At 66.4% G+C, this 13,901-nt stretch carries 12 protein-coding genes and 5 pseudogenes; 8 read left to right on the top strand and 9 right to left on the bottom strand.

From position 1 onward, the window contains the following. Window positions 1-158: pseudogene (locus EP26_RS39040) on the bottom strand (IS256 family transposase); the annotation flags it as partial. 98 nt (window positions 159-256) lie between these two features. Further along, a pseudogene (locus EP26_RS26710) lies at window positions 257-991 on the bottom strand (IS110 family RNA-guided transposase); the annotation flags it as partial. A 265-nt stretch (window positions 992-1,256) separates the two neighbouring features. Here EP26_RS26710 and EP26_RS35525 point away from each other — a divergent pair. The 3 genes and pseudogenes from EP26_RS35525 to EP26_RS35520 all read left to right on the top strand — a co-directional run. After that, entirely contained in the window at window positions 1,257-1,541 is a 285-nt protein-coding gene (locus EP26_RS35525; RefSeq protein WP_169747501.1) for a hypothetical protein, read from the top strand. Window positions 1,542-1,631: 90 nt separating this feature from the next. Further along, a complete protein-coding gene (locus EP26_RS33820) occupies window positions 1,632-2,261 on the top strand; it encodes an ISAzo13-like element transposase-related protein (protein ID WP_084113028.1) in 630 nt (209 codons plus the stop codon). Window positions 2,262-2,414: 153 nt separating this feature from the next. Continuing rightward, window positions 2,415-2,597, top strand: a pseudogene (locus EP26_RS35520) (ISNCY family transposase); the annotation flags it as partial. Window positions 2,598-2,604: 7 nt separating this feature from the next. Here the strand turns inward: EP26_RS35520 and EP26_RS33810 are convergent. After that, window positions 2,605-3,406, bottom strand: a pseudogene (locus EP26_RS33810) (IS5 family transposase). Window positions 3,407-3,442: 36 nt separating this feature from the next. On the opposite strand from EP26_RS33810, the pseudogene EP26_RS37785 reads away from it, so the two are divergent. From EP26_RS37785 to EP26_RS32555, 3 genes and pseudogenes are all read left to right on the top strand, one after another. Continuing rightward, window positions 3,443-4,521 (top strand): annotated as a pseudogene (locus EP26_RS37785) (ISNCY family transposase); the annotation flags it as partial. A gap of 79 nt (window positions 4,522-4,600) precedes the next feature. After that, the gene (locus tag EP26_RS33805) at window positions 4,601-5,164 is read left to right on the top strand and encodes an ISAzo13-like element transposase-related protein (RefSeq protein ID WP_084113024.1); all 564 of its coding nucleotides are present in this window, start codon (window positions 4,601-4,603) and stop codon (window positions 5,162-5,164) included. 152 nt (window positions 5,165-5,316) lie between these two features. Then, window positions 5,317-7,635 (top strand): glycosyltransferase, encoded by a 2,319-nt coding sequence (locus EP26_RS32555; protein ID WP_169747500.1) that lies wholly within the window; start codon window positions 5,317-5,319, stop codon window positions 7,633-7,635. On the opposite strand, the gene EP26_RS26670 is transcribed toward EP26_RS32555, so the two are convergent. The 5 genes from EP26_RS26670 to EP26_RS26650 are packed head-to-tail and all read right to left on the bottom strand — an operon-like array spanning window position 7,632 to window position 11,412. Continuing rightward, window positions 7,632-8,543 (bottom strand): glycosyltransferase family 2 protein, encoded by a 912-nt coding sequence (locus EP26_RS26670; RefSeq protein ID WP_052389727.1) that lies wholly within the window; start codon window positions 8,541-8,543, stop codon window positions 7,632-7,634. The genes EP26_RS32555 and EP26_RS26670 overlap by 4 nt on opposite strands. 48 nt (window positions 8,544-8,591) lie before the next feature. Beyond that, the gene (locus EP26_RS26665; protein WP_084113022.1) at window positions 8,592-9,674 is read right to left on the bottom strand and encodes a GNAT family N-acetyltransferase; all 1,083 of its coding nucleotides are present in this window, start codon (window positions 9,672-9,674) and stop codon (window positions 8,592-8,594) included. After that, entirely contained in the window at window positions 9,671-10,165 is a 495-nt protein-coding gene (locus tag EP26_RS26660) for a hypothetical protein (RefSeq protein WP_043343415.1), read from the bottom strand. The genes EP26_RS26665 and EP26_RS26660 overlap by 4 nt, the downstream gene beginning before the upstream one ends. Next, window positions 10,162-10,665, bottom strand: coding sequence for a hypothetical protein (locus EP26_RS26655; protein WP_043343413.1), 504 nt, complete (start codon window positions 10,663-10,665; stop codon window positions 10,162-10,164). The genes EP26_RS26660 and EP26_RS26655 overlap by 4 nt, the downstream gene beginning before the upstream one ends. A 3-nt stretch (window positions 10,666-10,668) precedes the next feature. Continuing rightward, window positions 10,669-11,412 carry a YdcF family protein gene (locus tag EP26_RS26650; protein ID WP_043343411.1) on the bottom strand — a complete coding sequence of 248 codons (744 nt, stop codon included), beginning with the start codon at window positions 11,410-11,412 and terminating at the stop codon, window positions 10,669-10,671. Between the two features lie 280 nt (window positions 11,413-11,692). Here EP26_RS26650 and EP26_RS26645 point away from each other — a divergent pair, with 280 nt between their 5' ends. Continuing rightward, complete coding sequence (locus EP26_RS26645) at window positions 11,693-12,697, top strand: glycosyltransferase family 2 protein (RefSeq protein ID WP_043343408.1); 1,005 nt, start codon at window positions 11,693-11,695, stop codon at window positions 12,695-12,697. 93 nt (window positions 12,698-12,790) lie between these two features. Here the strand turns inward: EP26_RS26645 and EP26_RS26640 are convergent, their stop codons facing one another. Beyond that, a complete protein-coding gene (locus EP26_RS26640) occupies window positions 12,791-13,057 on the bottom strand; it encodes a transposase domain-containing protein (RefSeq protein WP_043343406.1) in 267 nt (88 codons plus the stop codon). A gap of 566 nt (window positions 13,058-13,623) precedes the next feature. Between EP26_RS26640 and EP26_RS26635 the strand changes: the two genes are divergently transcribed. Then, window positions 13,624-13,848: a transposase gene (locus tag EP26_RS26635; protein WP_052389725.1), complete on the top strand. Its 225-nt coding sequence runs from the start codon at window positions 13,624-13,626 to the stop codon at window positions 13,846-13,848. Window positions 13,849-13,901: the final 53 nt, after the last annotated feature.

Here is a 13,901-nt window from a genome sequence, read left to right as displayed (position 1 = left end):
TAGCGGCCGCGCCCCAGCGCCGCCTCGAGCTCCTGCTCCACCAACTCCTCGATCAAGCCGCGGATCCGGCCCCGCAGGCCTGCCTCGATCGGGTCGAACCAGGCTTCTCCGGTAAACAGCGCCTGCTCGGCAGGCCCCTTGCTGCTATCCTTGTCCATGGCGTGGTCTCCGCCGGCGCGCCAACGCCGGTTATGGCTCGTTGAACAAGCCGGAGACTACGTCACCCTCATTTCCTACCACACCCGCGACGGCACCCGACGAGACGCTCGGGTGCGGCAAAGCGACGGACATCGCCGATAGCCGCGGCCAGACCGACGGCGACCACCATGTCGATCCCGGGCACTGTCATCAGCCGTTTCACAACCTCGTCCTCAAGTGCACGCCGAGCGATGTCGCGTTCGACGCCGCTCAACTCCTGGCCAAGCCGATCGAGCTCGCGGACATGCCGCTCGACGGCAGCCCGCTCGTCTTCGGGCAACCACTGCCCCGCCAGCCAGCCGCGCCCGGCCTTGCCGAAGAGATCGCCGTGCGGGCAGGGCGGGACGAGGTGGGCGTGCAGGATGGACTGCACGATGTTCTTCAGCCGCGTCCGCTGCCGGACCAGCTGGGTGCGCCGCGTCACCTGGCGCCGCATCGCCTCGGTCCGCGCATCAGGGACCCAGACCTCGGGCAGGAAGCCGCTGGCGTAGAGCTGGGCCAGTACGGCCGCGTCGATCTTATCGGTCTTGACCTTGGCGTCCGCGATCAAGCGGACCTGCTTCGGATTGGCGATGATGACACGGCCAACGTGGGGCGAGAGCACCTCGACCACGGCCGCGGCGTTGCCTGTTGCCTCGACTACGACATGGTCGTCATGGGTCAGCGTTGAGCGGGCGAACGCCTCCAGCCGGTCGCGTCGCATGTCGACCCGGCCGAGCCGGGTCAGCACCCCGTCCAACAGCGCCACAACCTCGGCAAAGACGCGGTGGATGTCCATTCCGATGACGCGCATGGCGCCACCTCCTCCTGGCTTGTGGTGAGAAGGCGGGAGCTGGCGGGCGACACGACAACTACGGATCCGCGCTCGCAGCGCATCCGGGCAGGTCGCAGGGGCGGCCAGATAACGAGCTCGAGCTCTCAGCTCATGTCTATTCGGACGGCCTGCCCGCACTTGCGTGCTCCCGGTGCCCCGTGTCCCGGATGGTCTCACCATAGCCCAGTCCCACACGGAACCGACAGGACATCGCGGCACCACCGCCTACATGCCAGATAACGGCATGGTCGAACGCTTCAACGGACGGATCGGCAGCGAAGTGCTCGGCATCACCGTTTGGTCCCATCAACAACTCGAGCAGCTGCTCCGCGGCTTCAAAGCCGCTTACAACACTCGCCGTCAGCGGGTTCTCGAGGGCAAGACGCCCAACCAGATTGTCGCAGAACGCCTCGAAGAGCGACGTGAGCTCGCCAATCCCAAGCCACAGGGCCGAGCCGGACCAGACGATATCGCCAAAGCACGCCTCGTCGTCGAGGCTGCCAAGGAGGTCTCGCAACCTGACACTTAGGGCGCGGCACGCAATTACTTACTCGGTGGATGGCTGGGTAAATGCGGTAAATTCGTCATCGTATCTCACGACCCTGAAGCGGAGGTGATCATGGCTGCCTCTGTTCCGTATCAGCGCGGCTGCGCTGCCTGTCGCTCGCGCCAGCCCCATCTCGATCAGCTGCTGCATGGGCAGATCAACCTGCTGATCAGCCGCCTGGATGAGCAGCAGCGTCGTTGGTTTGCCGCCGTTGAGGCCACCCGCCAAGGGCACGGCGGCGTGCAGCGGCTTGCCGAGATCACGGGGCTGGACCGTCACACCATTGCGCGTGGCCAGCGCGAACTGTCCTCCGACCTGGCGGACCGCACAACGGAGCGCATTCGACGCCGAGGTGCTGGGCGTCCGGCACGCGAAAGGCAGGATGCTGGGCTCACCACAGCACTGGCAGATCTGCTTGAGCTCGAGACAGCCGGTGATCCCATGGGCAAGCGCGCCAAAGGCAAGCGCCGCTCGCTGCGGCAACCCAGCGAAGCGCTGAGCGCCGCTGGCCACCCAGCAAGCGGACCAACAGTGGCCCGGCTGCTGCGTGAGCTCGGCTACTCGCCGAAGGCCAATAGCAGACGCGGTGAGACGCGCAGCGTGCCTGAACGCAATGCGCAGTTTGAGCACATTGCTGAAGAGCGCCGACGGTTCGAGGCTGCGGGTGCGCCGGTTATCAGCGTTGATTCCAAAAAAAACTAGGCTGGCAAAGTTTACTGCTGCGCGGCGTTGATTGAGGGATCCTTTGACGAGCTCTGGAAGCCTGGCATGGCCAGGCTATTAGCGCGGGCGGAACCCGCGCGGGAGCGGGTGCTGGTTCCCATCCGGCAGAACTGCCCGGGTTGCGGCGGCCACATGCGATTGCGCTACGAGAACCGCCGGCCCCTGGTGACGCTGTCTGGGTCGGTGCGGCTGCGGCTGAAGATCCGCCGCTGCGAGCATGAGGGCTGTGCACGCCATCGCCTGGCGTACCGGCCCGAGGCGGAGGGCGCGATGGCACTCCCCCAGCATGAGTTCGGCCTGGACGTGGTGGCGCTAAAGCCTGTTAGAGCTTGATAACTTTGATCCAGTCCGCGGTGGCTGTGAGGCAGAGGACGCCAAGGAAGGAGCGCGCGGTTTTCTCGTAGCGGGTGGCAACGGCGCGCCACTCTTTTAGGCGGGCCCAAAGGTTCTCGACCAAGCGACGGTTGGCGTAGATCCAGTCCGGGCAGGCCACCGGCGCGTCGGTGCGCCGGGGCGGGATCGCAGGCCGCGCGCCCATGGCCCAGATGCGCTCGCGGAAGGCGTCGGAGGCAAAACCGCGGTCGCCGACGACCCAGCCAGGCACGTCCGGCAGACAGCCGAGCAGACCCGGCGCCATGGCAATTCATGCGACTGACCGGGCGCAAGCGCGAAGGCCACAGCTCGACCACGGCCGTCGGCGATCACGCAGGCCTTGGTGCCATAGCCACCGCGAGACCGGCCAAGTGCCTCGCGCACATCTCGCTCCTGGCTGTTGCATCCCCCTTTTTTGCCCCCGCCGCTTTCTGGTGGGCGCGGATGTTGGTGCCATCGATGAAGGTCATGCCAAGCGCGATCCCGCGCTGCTGCACCAACTCGAGCAGACGCTCCCAGACGCCCTGCTTGGCCCAGCGGATGAACAACTGCGCCGCCAGCCACCATGGGCCAAGCTCTGCCGGGATGCTGCGCCACTTGGCGCCGTTCTGGTGCCGCCAGAAGATCGCCGAGATGGTCCGGCGCAGCTCCTTGGGCGGCGTTTTGCCGTGTGGGCGGACCTCCTCGATCAGCGGCTCCCAGAGCGCCCACGCTGCGTCGGTGAAAACCTCGCACCCGTTCCCGTCCGTCATGCCCCAAATATGGGAGCAGCATTCAAGCTCTAACAGGCCTTAGTGGGAGCGCTGCGTCACCGGGATCACCGCAGCGTGCCGGAGATCCACGCCGCCCTGCGGGCGCGCGGGGTGGAGATCGCTGAGCGGAGCGTGACCAATCTGCTGGACCGCTATGACGAGTTGCTGGCCACCTCGCTGAGCGATACCCGGCGGCTGCGTCGGGTTCTGGCCGAGCAAGGGCGGGCCATCCTGGCGCTGGACGGCATGCAGCCAGACGTCGGTCATGAGGTGCTGTGGGTGGTGCGCGAGTGCCTCTCGGGCGAGGTGCTGCTGGCGCGCAGCCTGTTGTCGGGCACGGCCGAGGACCTGGCGTTCTTGCTCGCCGAGGTGGCGAAAGCGATCGGGGTGCCGGTGGAGGGTGTGATCAGCGACAGGCAGCCCTCGATCCGGCGGGCGGTGGAACGGGCTCTGCCGGGCGTGCCGCACCAGCTCTGCCAGTTTCACTTCCTGCGGGAAGCGGCGAACCCGGTTTACGAGGCGGACCGGCATGCCAAGAAGGAACTCAAGAAGGGGGTGCGTGGGGTACGCCGGATCGAGCGCACGGTGGAGGGACGCCAGGATGGCAAGGCCGAGCTGGTGCTGGGCTACTGCGCGGCCGTGCGCAGCGCCATCACGGATGACGGGCGTACCCCGCTCGCCGCCCCTGGGTTGAAGCTCAAGGGCCGGCTGGGGGCGGTGGCGGACAGCCTGGACCGGGTCATGGAAAAGGGGGCTCACCCGCGCCGCTCGCGCGGCTCCGCCACCTGATCGGCCGCGGCTTGGACAGCACGGCGCCATTCTGGCCGGCGGTGGAATGCGCCTATGTCTGGGTGCATGCTGCAGCAAGGTTGCTGAACAACGACCTCGAACAACTGTTCGGATCCCAGCGCTACCACGAGCGGCGCGCCACGGGACGCAAGTCGGCCTCGCCCGCCGTCGTGCTGCGCGGCGAGGTTCGCCTGATCGCCGCGATCGCAACGCGGCAACACCCACCCGCCGCACGCGACCTCGGCCGCGTCCGCCGGGAGAACTGGAGCGCACTCCGCCACCGTCTTGAACAACGCCACCATGCACGGACGCTGCGGACCCAGTTCCGGCGCAACCCACAGGCCTACTTGGCCGATCTCGAACAACTCGCCTGCCAGCTAACTTTGCCAACCTAGAAAAACAGAGCTGATTGGTAACTTCAAGAACCCTGGGCGCAGCTGGTGCAAACAGGGCGATCCGGTGTTGGTGCACGACTGGCCGCAGGATGCGGTCGGCCAGGCCATTCCCTACGGCTTCTATGAGATAACAAGGACCCATGGCTACGTCGTGATCGGTGACTGCTTCGACACACCGCGCTTCGCGGTCGAGGCGATCAGCAACTGGTGGTGGCAGGATGGTCAGCGTGCCTTTCCCAATGCGGATCGCCTGCTCGTGCTGGCCGACGCTGGTGGCTCGAACAGCTGCCGCTCTCGAGTCTGGAGGGCGCAGATCCAGGAGCAGCTGTGTGATGCTTTCGGGCTCGAGGTGACCGTTTGTCATTATCCAACCGGCTGCCGCGGCGGCAATGAGCAGGGTGAGGCCGTCTCCAACGTAGACATGCAGGCCTGCTACTCACCAGGCATACCACCTGCCCACAATGGAACTACACACTGTCACCACGGCCTAAAACCGAAGTCATGGCGAAGTAAATTCCTGACGTGCCCTAAGCATTACCTGGGCACTTTTGATGCTGTCCTGCGTCGTCTTTGAACTGGTTGGAGGGGTTTGGGTTCCGGGAGGCGGGCATTGGCGTGGTGTGCAGGACCTGGACAGCTAGCTGGAGCCGTTCTTGACGGCGGATCGTGTCAGCACTCCTAATGAGCTGTCCGCCCTTGCTACCCGGTTTCCTAAAAGGAGTCGCTGTGCCCGACGACGCCAGTCCCCTTCCGCTCGACTCAAACCCGGAAGCGGCCTCCATGCCGAAGAATGTTGTGCCGCGGCTGCGCGTCCTACACGTCTATCTGCGCTTTCACCCAGACTATACGGGCGACGGGATCTACTACACCCGGCTGATTCCGCACCTCGTTGCACGCGGCATTGATAGCGAGGTGCTGGCCTACTCGACAGTTCCAACGGAGGGTGGCGAAACCGGCCAACACCAGGGCATTCCCGTCCACTACCTAGCGAAGCGCGACGGACGCAGCACCCTGACCGGTCTGATCCGCTGGCTGGCTGCCAACCTCCACCGCTTCAACCTGGTCCACCTGCACTCCCATGTAGACCGACGCTTCCTTGCTTATGCCTTTATCCGCCTGTGCGGCCGGCCAGTGCTGTTCTCCTGCACGCTTGACGACAGCCCAACCCAGGTGCTAGAGAACTATAAGATTTACAACCGCAGCCTCGTCGCGCAGCTCATGCGCACGGTGAGTGGCTTCGTCGTGATCAGCCCCCAACTTCTGCGTCGCTCGCTTGAGACGATGCCTATGGAGCGGCTGCACTTCATCCCCCAGGGCGTCGCGCTGGACGTCCGTCCCGGCACTGAAGCCGAGCGGCAGGCCGCGCGCGCTGCTCTTGGACTCGGCGCGCGGGATCTCCTGCTGCTGAATGTCGGCTCCGTCTCACGCCGGAAAAATATCCGTTTTCTCGTTGACGCTCTGGCGCGCATCCCTGATTCGGCTGTCAAGCTGCTACTCGTCGGTCCTACCCTAGAGGATGACTACCTTGCCGAACTCGAGGCACGCATCGCCGAGCTCGGCCTCAACGGGCGCATCGTTATTGCCGGCTTTCAGTCGGATCCTGCGCCCTGGTATACAGCGGCCGACGCGCTCGTCTTCGCCTCCACCTCCGAGGGTTTCCCCAACGTTTATCTAGAAGCGATGGCACGCGGATTGCCGATCGTGAGCCTATTCCTGCCGGGTTTGACGGACTTCATAATTGACCATGGGCGCACCGGCTTCTTGGCTCGCGATGAGGCACAGTTCGTCGAGGCGATCGGGCAACTGCGCGCTAATCCCGATCTCGGCGCGAGTATGGGAAGTGCCAACCGCCAGTTTGCCGAACGCAATCTTGAGATCGGGGCGGTGGCGACGAGCTACGCCACGCTCTATCGCTGGCACCGAGCTGGCCGGAGAGGCGGCCGCGTCCACCAATCGGACTGCCCTGATCTCCAATTGCGCTTCGTGGACAGGTTGAGGACGGAGGGACCGGCGGCCATAGGCCTCGTCGAGTTTAACACCCCGACCGACTGGCGGCCGATGCTGCAGGTCGTCATCGATACCGAGGCCGATTTCGATTGGAATAAGGGGGTCGCTACGGATATCGGAGCGGTGGCGTCGATTATCGGCCTGCGCGACAGCTTCGAGGTCTTTCGCCGCCACGGGGTGCGGCCGACGCTGGTGATCGACTATCCTGTTGCCAACCAATCGCTCGGGAGGGAGGTCGTGCGTGAATTGGCAGCCGAAGGTTGCGAGATTGGCGTGCACATGCATCCTTGGACGACTCCGCCGCTCGTCGAGATCAAGGACGACTGGCATTCCTTCTCGGGCAATCTTGGCCCCTGGCTGGAGCGTGCGAAGCTCGAGGCGCTGAAGCAACGGGTGGAGGACCTGACTGGCCATCCTTCACGCATCTTTAAGGCAGGGCGCTACGGGCTCGGCCCAAACACGGCGGATGCGCTCGAGGCGCTCGGCTTCGAGGTCGATCTCAGCATCAGTCCCCACTACAACTACGCCCATCTCGGCGGGCCGGACTTCTCGCGCTTCACTTCGCGACCAGGCTGGTTTGGCCGATCGCACCGGCTGCTCTCGCTGCCGACCACCGGGGCGCCGCTCGGCTGGCTGGGTGCCCGCGCCGCGGTGCCGGTACACAGCCGCTGGGGCCGACGGCTGCATCTCGGCGGCATCGCCTCGTGGCTCGGCGCCTTCCGCCCCATCCGTCTCTCGCCGGAGGGCCACACGCTAGCCGAACTGCAGGCAGTGACGTGCAAACTGCACCGGGAGGGGCTGCGAGTCTTCACCCTCAGCCTGCACAGCCCAACGCTGCAGGTCGGCCACACTCCCTATACGCCGACACAGGAGAGCATGCGCGCGCTGTTGGGCACGATCGACGACTATCTTGCCTTCTTTCGCGGCGAGCTCGGCGGCAGCTTCACCACCTCGAGCGCCCTGCACACCCGGCTGAGCACCCTGTCGAGATCGGCATCAGATCAGGTCGTGCCTTCGTCCGCGCGGAACATGTTTTAGCTGTACAGGTGCGCCCGATCTTCCTCCTTGACGCTCTCGTCGGCAGCGATGTCGCGACGGATGCGGCGGATTGCGAGCCAGTCGAAGGGCGTGTCGAGCCCGTTCCAGCTGAAGCGCATGCGCGCACCACAACGCCGGTAGAGATCTACGACATGCGCGGGCATCATCCCGGTGCCGTCCGATTTCAACAAACCATAAAGCATCAGCGCCTGCTGCCGGCGGACCGCGTAACGCATCTTGCGGTTCCGGTAGACTCGCCAGTTCGAGGGCCGCCAGGGCGAGAGCGAGGGATAGGCGAAGCCCGCCTCGTGGGCGGCGGTGATACGCAGGTCGTCCTCACGCCCGCGCATGTCGAGGTTGAACTTTACCAGGGCGGCTACCAAACCGTCCTCGCCAAAGATGCCGAAGGGTAAGCGGATGCCTCGCCGGCGGACCTCGGCAACAAAGCTGCCACGCAGCGCGTAAAGATTGCCGGCCATCTCGCGATTGTTGACGAGCTTTGCACGGAAGGCCTCACGCGAGCGGCCGCTCATCGGCAGGCCCGCGCAGCCATTGGCATGCGGCTCCGCCTCAAACTGGCGAAGGAAGGCGGCTACAGAGCCCGGGCTAACCAGCATGTCGCCGTCGGTGAAGACGTGAATAGCGGCATCGATCGGCGCCACATCATGCACGTAATGATTCCAGGCATTCGCCTTGTCACCGCGCGCGATAACCACCGGCATCACCGTCGCATGCCGCGGTCGCCAAGCACGCACCACGCGCTCGGTTCCGTCGGTGCAGCCGTTAATTAGCACATGGATACGCAGCTCCACCCCAGTGCCACAGGCGTCCAGGCGGTCTAAGGCGGCGACGACCCTCTCCTCCTCATTGTAGGCGAAGACGGCGACTGAAACGAGGGGGCGGGTCATGCAAAACCTTCAATTGTGATGACTGGTTCTTCCTGTGCCGAGGCTACATCAGCCGCTCGCCCGTGCGGAGTCACCTACTCGGCCGTGCAGGCGGCGCCGCAGCGCCCCGCCTAGCTGACGAAGCAAGGCAAGCAGCCCCGCCGGATGCAACGGGTCAGCCAGCACCAGCCCGATCCGCTGCCGCCGCATGCTTAGCCATTGCGCCTTATATGCATCGTCGCCGCGGCCGAAGTCGAGCTCCCACACGCCCTCTCCCTCGATCAGGCCGCGGATCATCAACGCGCTCAGCACCGTTCCTGGCGACGCCGCGCGGCTGTCTTCGGCATGGGCGAGCTTCAGCACCGTCGCGCGCCGGCCGCCCCGGTCAAGGATCCAGTATTGCGCGGCCATTGGACGGTCCGTCGCGGCATCGCGCAGCACGCCGAGCCGCAGCAGCCCGAGCCTGGCGGTCACACGCATCAGCGTCGCATCGAAATCCGGGAAGGGCTCATGCGGCTTCCAGCTGCGGGCACGAACCTCTTCGTAGGCGGCGATCCCGGCCTCAAGTGCCGTGCCCGGCGTGCGGACCATCTCGAGCACCGTGCCCCGCGAGGCGCGAGCAAGCTTGCGGGCGATAGTGTTACGCAGCGTCGGCGGCCGTGCCGCTAGGTAGCCCTCCCACCCGGCACCGGCTGGAAGCACTTCGTGCCAGTTGCCGGCGCTTAGGTAGTGCAGCGGCAGCAGCCCGCCCCGTCGCATCCCCGCAAGCATCGGCGAGAGGTCCGGCGCCTCGGGGTCGAGCAGGTTGAGAAGGACGGGCGGCCCGCCGCGCAGCAGCCGCCCGAATGCCTGGCCGGCCTCCCGCAAGCCCGCGTAGCCCAATCCCGGCGCCACGAGGGGCCGCCAATCAAGCGTGTAGTCGCCGCTAAGCGCGCGCAGCCGCCCGCCCTCGCGCAGCAGCGGCAGCAGTGCCGCGTCCCCGACCATGGCCAACACGGGCTCGGCGCCAGTCGGCAGGGCGTGGCCGATCAGCGTGTCGTACCAGGCGCGCGAGGCGAAGAACTCGCCCCCCTCCGCCGGCGCCAAGACGGCATCACACCAAGTCGGCAGGCCGCCACGCGGCACCGGAACCAGCCGGGCCCGGGCGGTCATGCGGGCTGGGGCCGGGCGGTGCCGCGCAGGGCGAGCAAGATCAGCGCCACTACCGCCGCTGGTAGGGTATCCGTCACATCCGCCGAGCGGCCCGGCGGCCAAGTCTGACCGAAGCTCACCGCGGCGGCGAGCCCCATCACCGCCGACGCTGTGACCATCCAGCGCCAGCCGAGCCGCAGCAATAGCCAGAGCAGCACCCCATGCCGGAAGGTCTTGAGCAGCATGGCCTGTAGCCCAATACCCCAATGGCCAGGAATGACGTTGCGAAAGTGTACCCAGCCGAAGGGACGCGGCTCCGCCAGCAGCTGGTAGGGCGCGAGGCCCTCGGCGAGGATCACACCCAGCAGCGCCGCCGCCAGCAGGCTATCCCGCCCGGGCCGGCGGCGCCGCACCAGCCAAGCGGGTAGCGCGGCGACGACGGCCAGCAGCTCGGTCGGGCTCAGCCACCGATCAACCAACGGCACCGCAGCGACCAGTGTCGTCAGCATCATCGTGGCCACCAGAGGCAGGCCGGGCTGCAGGCTTTGCCAAGCCGCCTTGACCAGCCGCCCCGCGGCCAGCCAAAGCAAGAAGAGCCGCAGCGCGCACCACGGATCCCCCCCCAACCGCCGAGCAGCGGCCGAAGGCTAGCGCCCCACTCGGGAAGATCGATCGAGGGCACGAATGGGTAGAGCCAGGTGGCGAGCCAGCAGCCGAGCAGCGCCAGCATCATGGTCAGCAGGGCGGAGAGGCGCCGCGCCGCCGTAGCGGCAATTGCCGGGCCGAGCAGCGCATAGAGCACGAGGTTGGCCGCCACGTCACTGCGCCCTCTCAACCGGCGCCTCCAGCCACGCAGCAGTGCCTCGGTCAGCGTCACGCCATCAGCCAGGGGGCGGAAGCGGAAGGGGTAGAGTGAGCGATAAACAATAAAAGCGGTGCCCAGCCCGATGAGCAGCAACCCGGCCGCGCGCGGTAGGTCACTGCCGATTTGCGTGTCGCACGGCACGGTCATGCCTCAGCCGCTATCGCGCAGGCGGTAGACCAGCAGCCCCGCCCATTCGCGGAGCGCGAACCAGCTCTGGGTCAGGTGGTCCGGCCGCGGCACCCAGTCCGGGGCTAGGCCCGCGGGCCAATCGCCGCGGCGGACGGGCGCGGGGGTGACCGGGAAACCGGCGCGGGCGAAGGCACCCAGCGCGCGCGGTAGGTGCCAAGCATGGCTGACCACGAAGGCCGCGCCGATTTCATCCGCCCGCAGCATGGCCGCACTGAACAGAGCGTTCTGACGGGTATCCGCAGCGCACGGCTCGATCCAGCGCGCCGGGATGCCGAAATCCGCCTGCAGACTTGCCGCCATTAGCTCGGCGACCGGCGGCGCCCCGCGCCCGACCACGCCACCGGTGACGAGCAGCGGCAGGCCAGTGCGCCGGTGCAGCGCCGCCGCGGCGCGCAGCCGCTCAAGCGTTAGTGGCCCGGGCTCCGGTTCGGCCTCACCACCCGCCATCTCGCCGCCGAGGACGATAATGGCGGACGGTGGTGGCGTGTCCGTTGGCCGGCCACGCGGCACCTGGCTCTCCAGTGCAACGGTGAGCGTGCCGGCGACGAACGGAGTGGCGAGTAGGAGGACGCCGAGGGCGGAGAGAACGGTGATGGGCGCGGCGGCGAACCGCCGATGCCAGGCGAGCAGCCCAGCCGCGAGCGTGAGCAGGACGAGGAACAGCGGCGGGAGGAGGAGATTGGTCAAGACCGCCTGGAGGGACATCCGCTTTTCACCCCGCCCTGCGGTTCGGTTGGCTGGCCCCCTGGCGGGCGGGCCACTGTTCTGCGAGGCTTAGCCGGTGTAAATTGGGGTGGGGCATGATTCTAGCGGACGCGATCCCTGGTTGACAAACTCCATCGTTCCCAGCGAGTCAATGCGCCATACGGATGCTTTCGGCCGAAATTGCCTGTCTTTAGCGATTTTGATGTTAGAATAGCTTACACTCAATCGGTGGCACAGCGGAGCGTTCCACTTGATCGGGCGCTGCTCTAAGATTGCACCCATGATTGAGGTCGTCATTCCCGCGCACAATGCTGAGACCTTCCTGCGTGAGACGCTCGAGAGCGTCGCCGCGCAAACGCGCCTGCCCCTTCAGGTAACGGTCGTCGACGACCGCTCGCGCGACGGCACGCGGGGGGTGGCCAAGCGGGCGGCCGCGGAGCTTGCCCCCCCGCTGCGCATCAAGGTGGTGGCGACGGAAGGCCCGCCCGGCCCCTCGGCGGCCCGCAACACAGCCATACGCGCGAGCCGGGCGGAGTTCATCGCCCTGCTAGATGCCGACGATCTATTCCTCCCGACGCATCTTGCCGAGCTGGCTGGGCTGCTCGAGGCTAATCCGCGCGCCGTCCTGGCCTTTGGCGACAGCACGCTTTTCGAGAGCGCGACGGGGCGCGTCCTGGTGCCGAGCCACCATGCCTCGACCCGCCTCGTGAACCTGCCAACCGAGCCGGCGTCCGGCGGCGGCTGGACACTCGGCAGGGCAGGCTTCCGCCATCTGCTCATCGAGCCGCGTGTCGCGACCTCGGCCTGTTTATTCCGCCGCAAGGAGGCGCTCGCGGCCGGGCTGTTCGATGAGGCGATGATGTTCACCGAGGACAGCGACTTCTTCCTCCGCCTCGCGCTGCTCGGCGAGTTCGTGTTCACGCGCGCTCCGGTGGGCCGCAAGCGGATCCACGGCACCAATTTGAGTAATCCGCGCAACCGGGTGCGGTTCATGCACGGTGCGGCGCGGCTTGCGGTACGGCTGGACGCGATCGCCGCAGGCTCTGGGGAGCCGCGCCTCACGGTTGGCGCGGAGGACCGGATGGCAATTCAGCGGAACCTTGGACGCACCTTCGACCGTTGGCTCTACGAGGCCTCACTCACCTGCTTGGCCGATTACCGCGAGGCGGCGCGCGATGCGGCGAGGGCGCGCTATGGTCATCTTGCGCTCCGGCCGCGGCATGTCGGGCGAATGTTGCGGACGCTGCTGGGTGGACGTTTGCGCCAGCAAAGCCGCAGCAATTGAAAGACGTCCAAACCCTTGTGCGTTGGGAGTGACATACAGATTGTTTTCTCAAGTCCCACTACATTTCACAGCCTGTAGGTTCCAACGTAGGGGTCAGCGTACAGTCACGGCTTGAGCTTTTGGGCTGAGGGTCCAAGGCAGCAGGTCTTCGATTTTGCTGGCGAGGTGTCCCTTCGCCAGCCGGTCGAGCACGGTGGTGATGTAGGCCTCTGCGTTAAGGCCGTTAAGCTTGGCGGTTTCGGCGATGGTGTAGGTGACGGCGGCACGTTCGCCGCCTGCGTCGCTGCCAAGGAACAGAAAGTTCTTCCGGGTCACGGCGATGCCGCGCAGCAGCCGCTCCGCCAGATTGTTATCAGGCATATGTAGGCCCGGCGCCCTCCCGCGGTGCAGCCGTCGATGGACCGGGATGGGGGTGCCAGGAGCACGCATAGCGGGCAGGCTGAACAGACAATGAGCTGCGAGCTCGAGTTGTTGTCTGGCCGCCCCTCGACTGGCCCGGTTGCGCTGCGAGCGCGAATCCGTAGTTGTCGTGTTGCCCGCTTGCTCCGGCTTTCCATTACGCAGCGAGCCGCAGGATGCGGGGCATTAGACTGGACATCCACTGCAGCTTCGCGGTGAGCGCTGTGCTTGGGAACGGCCAGCTGCGCACGGAGGGGGCGGCTCGTTCTGGAGCGCGATGCCGTCGTGGTATTCGCCAAGACGCTGCGCCCCGACGACGAGGTGGTAGGCGAGGCGTGGGGTGCGTCACGGTTCGATGAGACAGCCGACTGTGGTAGAGGTCACCGCAACCGGAGGTCAGACGTAAGCGTCAGCCGTCAGCGGCCTTGAGATGACGGGGCGTGCCTGCCGAGATGGTGGGCATGACGGACGCAGCTGAAGTGGCGGAACCGCTCGGAGCGGGTTCTTACGACGGTCGGAATGGCACGATGCGAGCGCGCCCGGAGCGGGGCGTTCGGGTCGAGGTCCACTCGGTGCGGCGGCGAGAGTGGCCGGACGAGGACAAGCTGCGAGTAGTGCGCGAGAGCCTGCAGCCGGGTGCGGTGGTGCAGGCGGTGGCGGACCGGAACGGGGTGAGCACGGGGCAGATCTATACCTGGCGCAAGGAGATACTAGCCCGAAAAATTCATGAGGCGGGGCGAGAAGCCTGGTGACGCCGCGGTACGCTCGCGTTCTGGTTGTGCGGGCGCGTTCGGCCGATGCCGGT

The sequence above is a fragment of the Belnapia moabensis DSM 16746 genome (genome assembly GCF_000745835.1).
GTDB lineage: Bacteria > Pseudomonadota > Alphaproteobacteria > Acetobacterales > Acetobacteraceae > Belnapia > Belnapia moabensis.
This window is presented reverse-complemented; position numbering and strand designations above follow the sequence as displayed.

Coding starts and splice junctions, on each gene's coding strand:
- EP26_RS35525 (WP_169747501.1), top strand. CDS start 1,257: ATGGTCGAACGCTTCAACGGACGGATCGGCAGCGAAGTGCTCGGCATC.
- EP26_RS33820 (WP_084113028.1), top strand. CDS start 1,632: ATGGCTGCCTCTGTTCCGTATCAGCGCGGCTGCGCTGCCTGTCGCTCG.
- EP26_RS26670 (WP_052389727.1), bottom strand. CDS start 8,543: ATGACCCGCCCCCTCGTTTCAGTCGCCGTCTTCGCCTACAATGAGGAG.
- EP26_RS26665 (WP_084113022.1), bottom strand. CDS start 9,674: ATGACCGCCCGGGCCCGGCTGGTTCCGGTGCCGCGTGGCGGCCTGCCG.
- EP26_RS26660 (WP_043343415.1), bottom strand. CDS start 10,165: ATGATGCTGACGACACTGGTCGCTGCGGTGCCGTTGGTTGATCGGTGG.
- EP26_RS26655 (WP_043343413.1), bottom strand. CDS start 10,665: ATGACCGTGCCGTGCGACACGCAAATCGGCAGTGACCTACCGCGCGCG.
- EP26_RS26650 (WP_043343411.1), bottom strand. CDS start 11,412: ATGTCCCTCCAGGCGGTCTTGACCAATCTCCTCCTCCCGCCGCTGTTC.
- EP26_RS26645 (WP_043343408.1), top strand. CDS start 11,693: ATGATTGAGGTCGTCATTCCCGCGCACAATGCTGAGACCTTCCTGCGT.
- EP26_RS26640 (WP_043343406.1), bottom strand. CDS start 13,057: ATGCCTGATAACAATCTGGCGGAGCGGCTGCTGCGCGGCATCGCCGTG.
- EP26_RS26635 (WP_052389725.1), top strand. CDS start 13,624: ATGCGAGCGCGCCCGGAGCGGGGCGTTCGGGTCGAGGTCCACTCGGTG.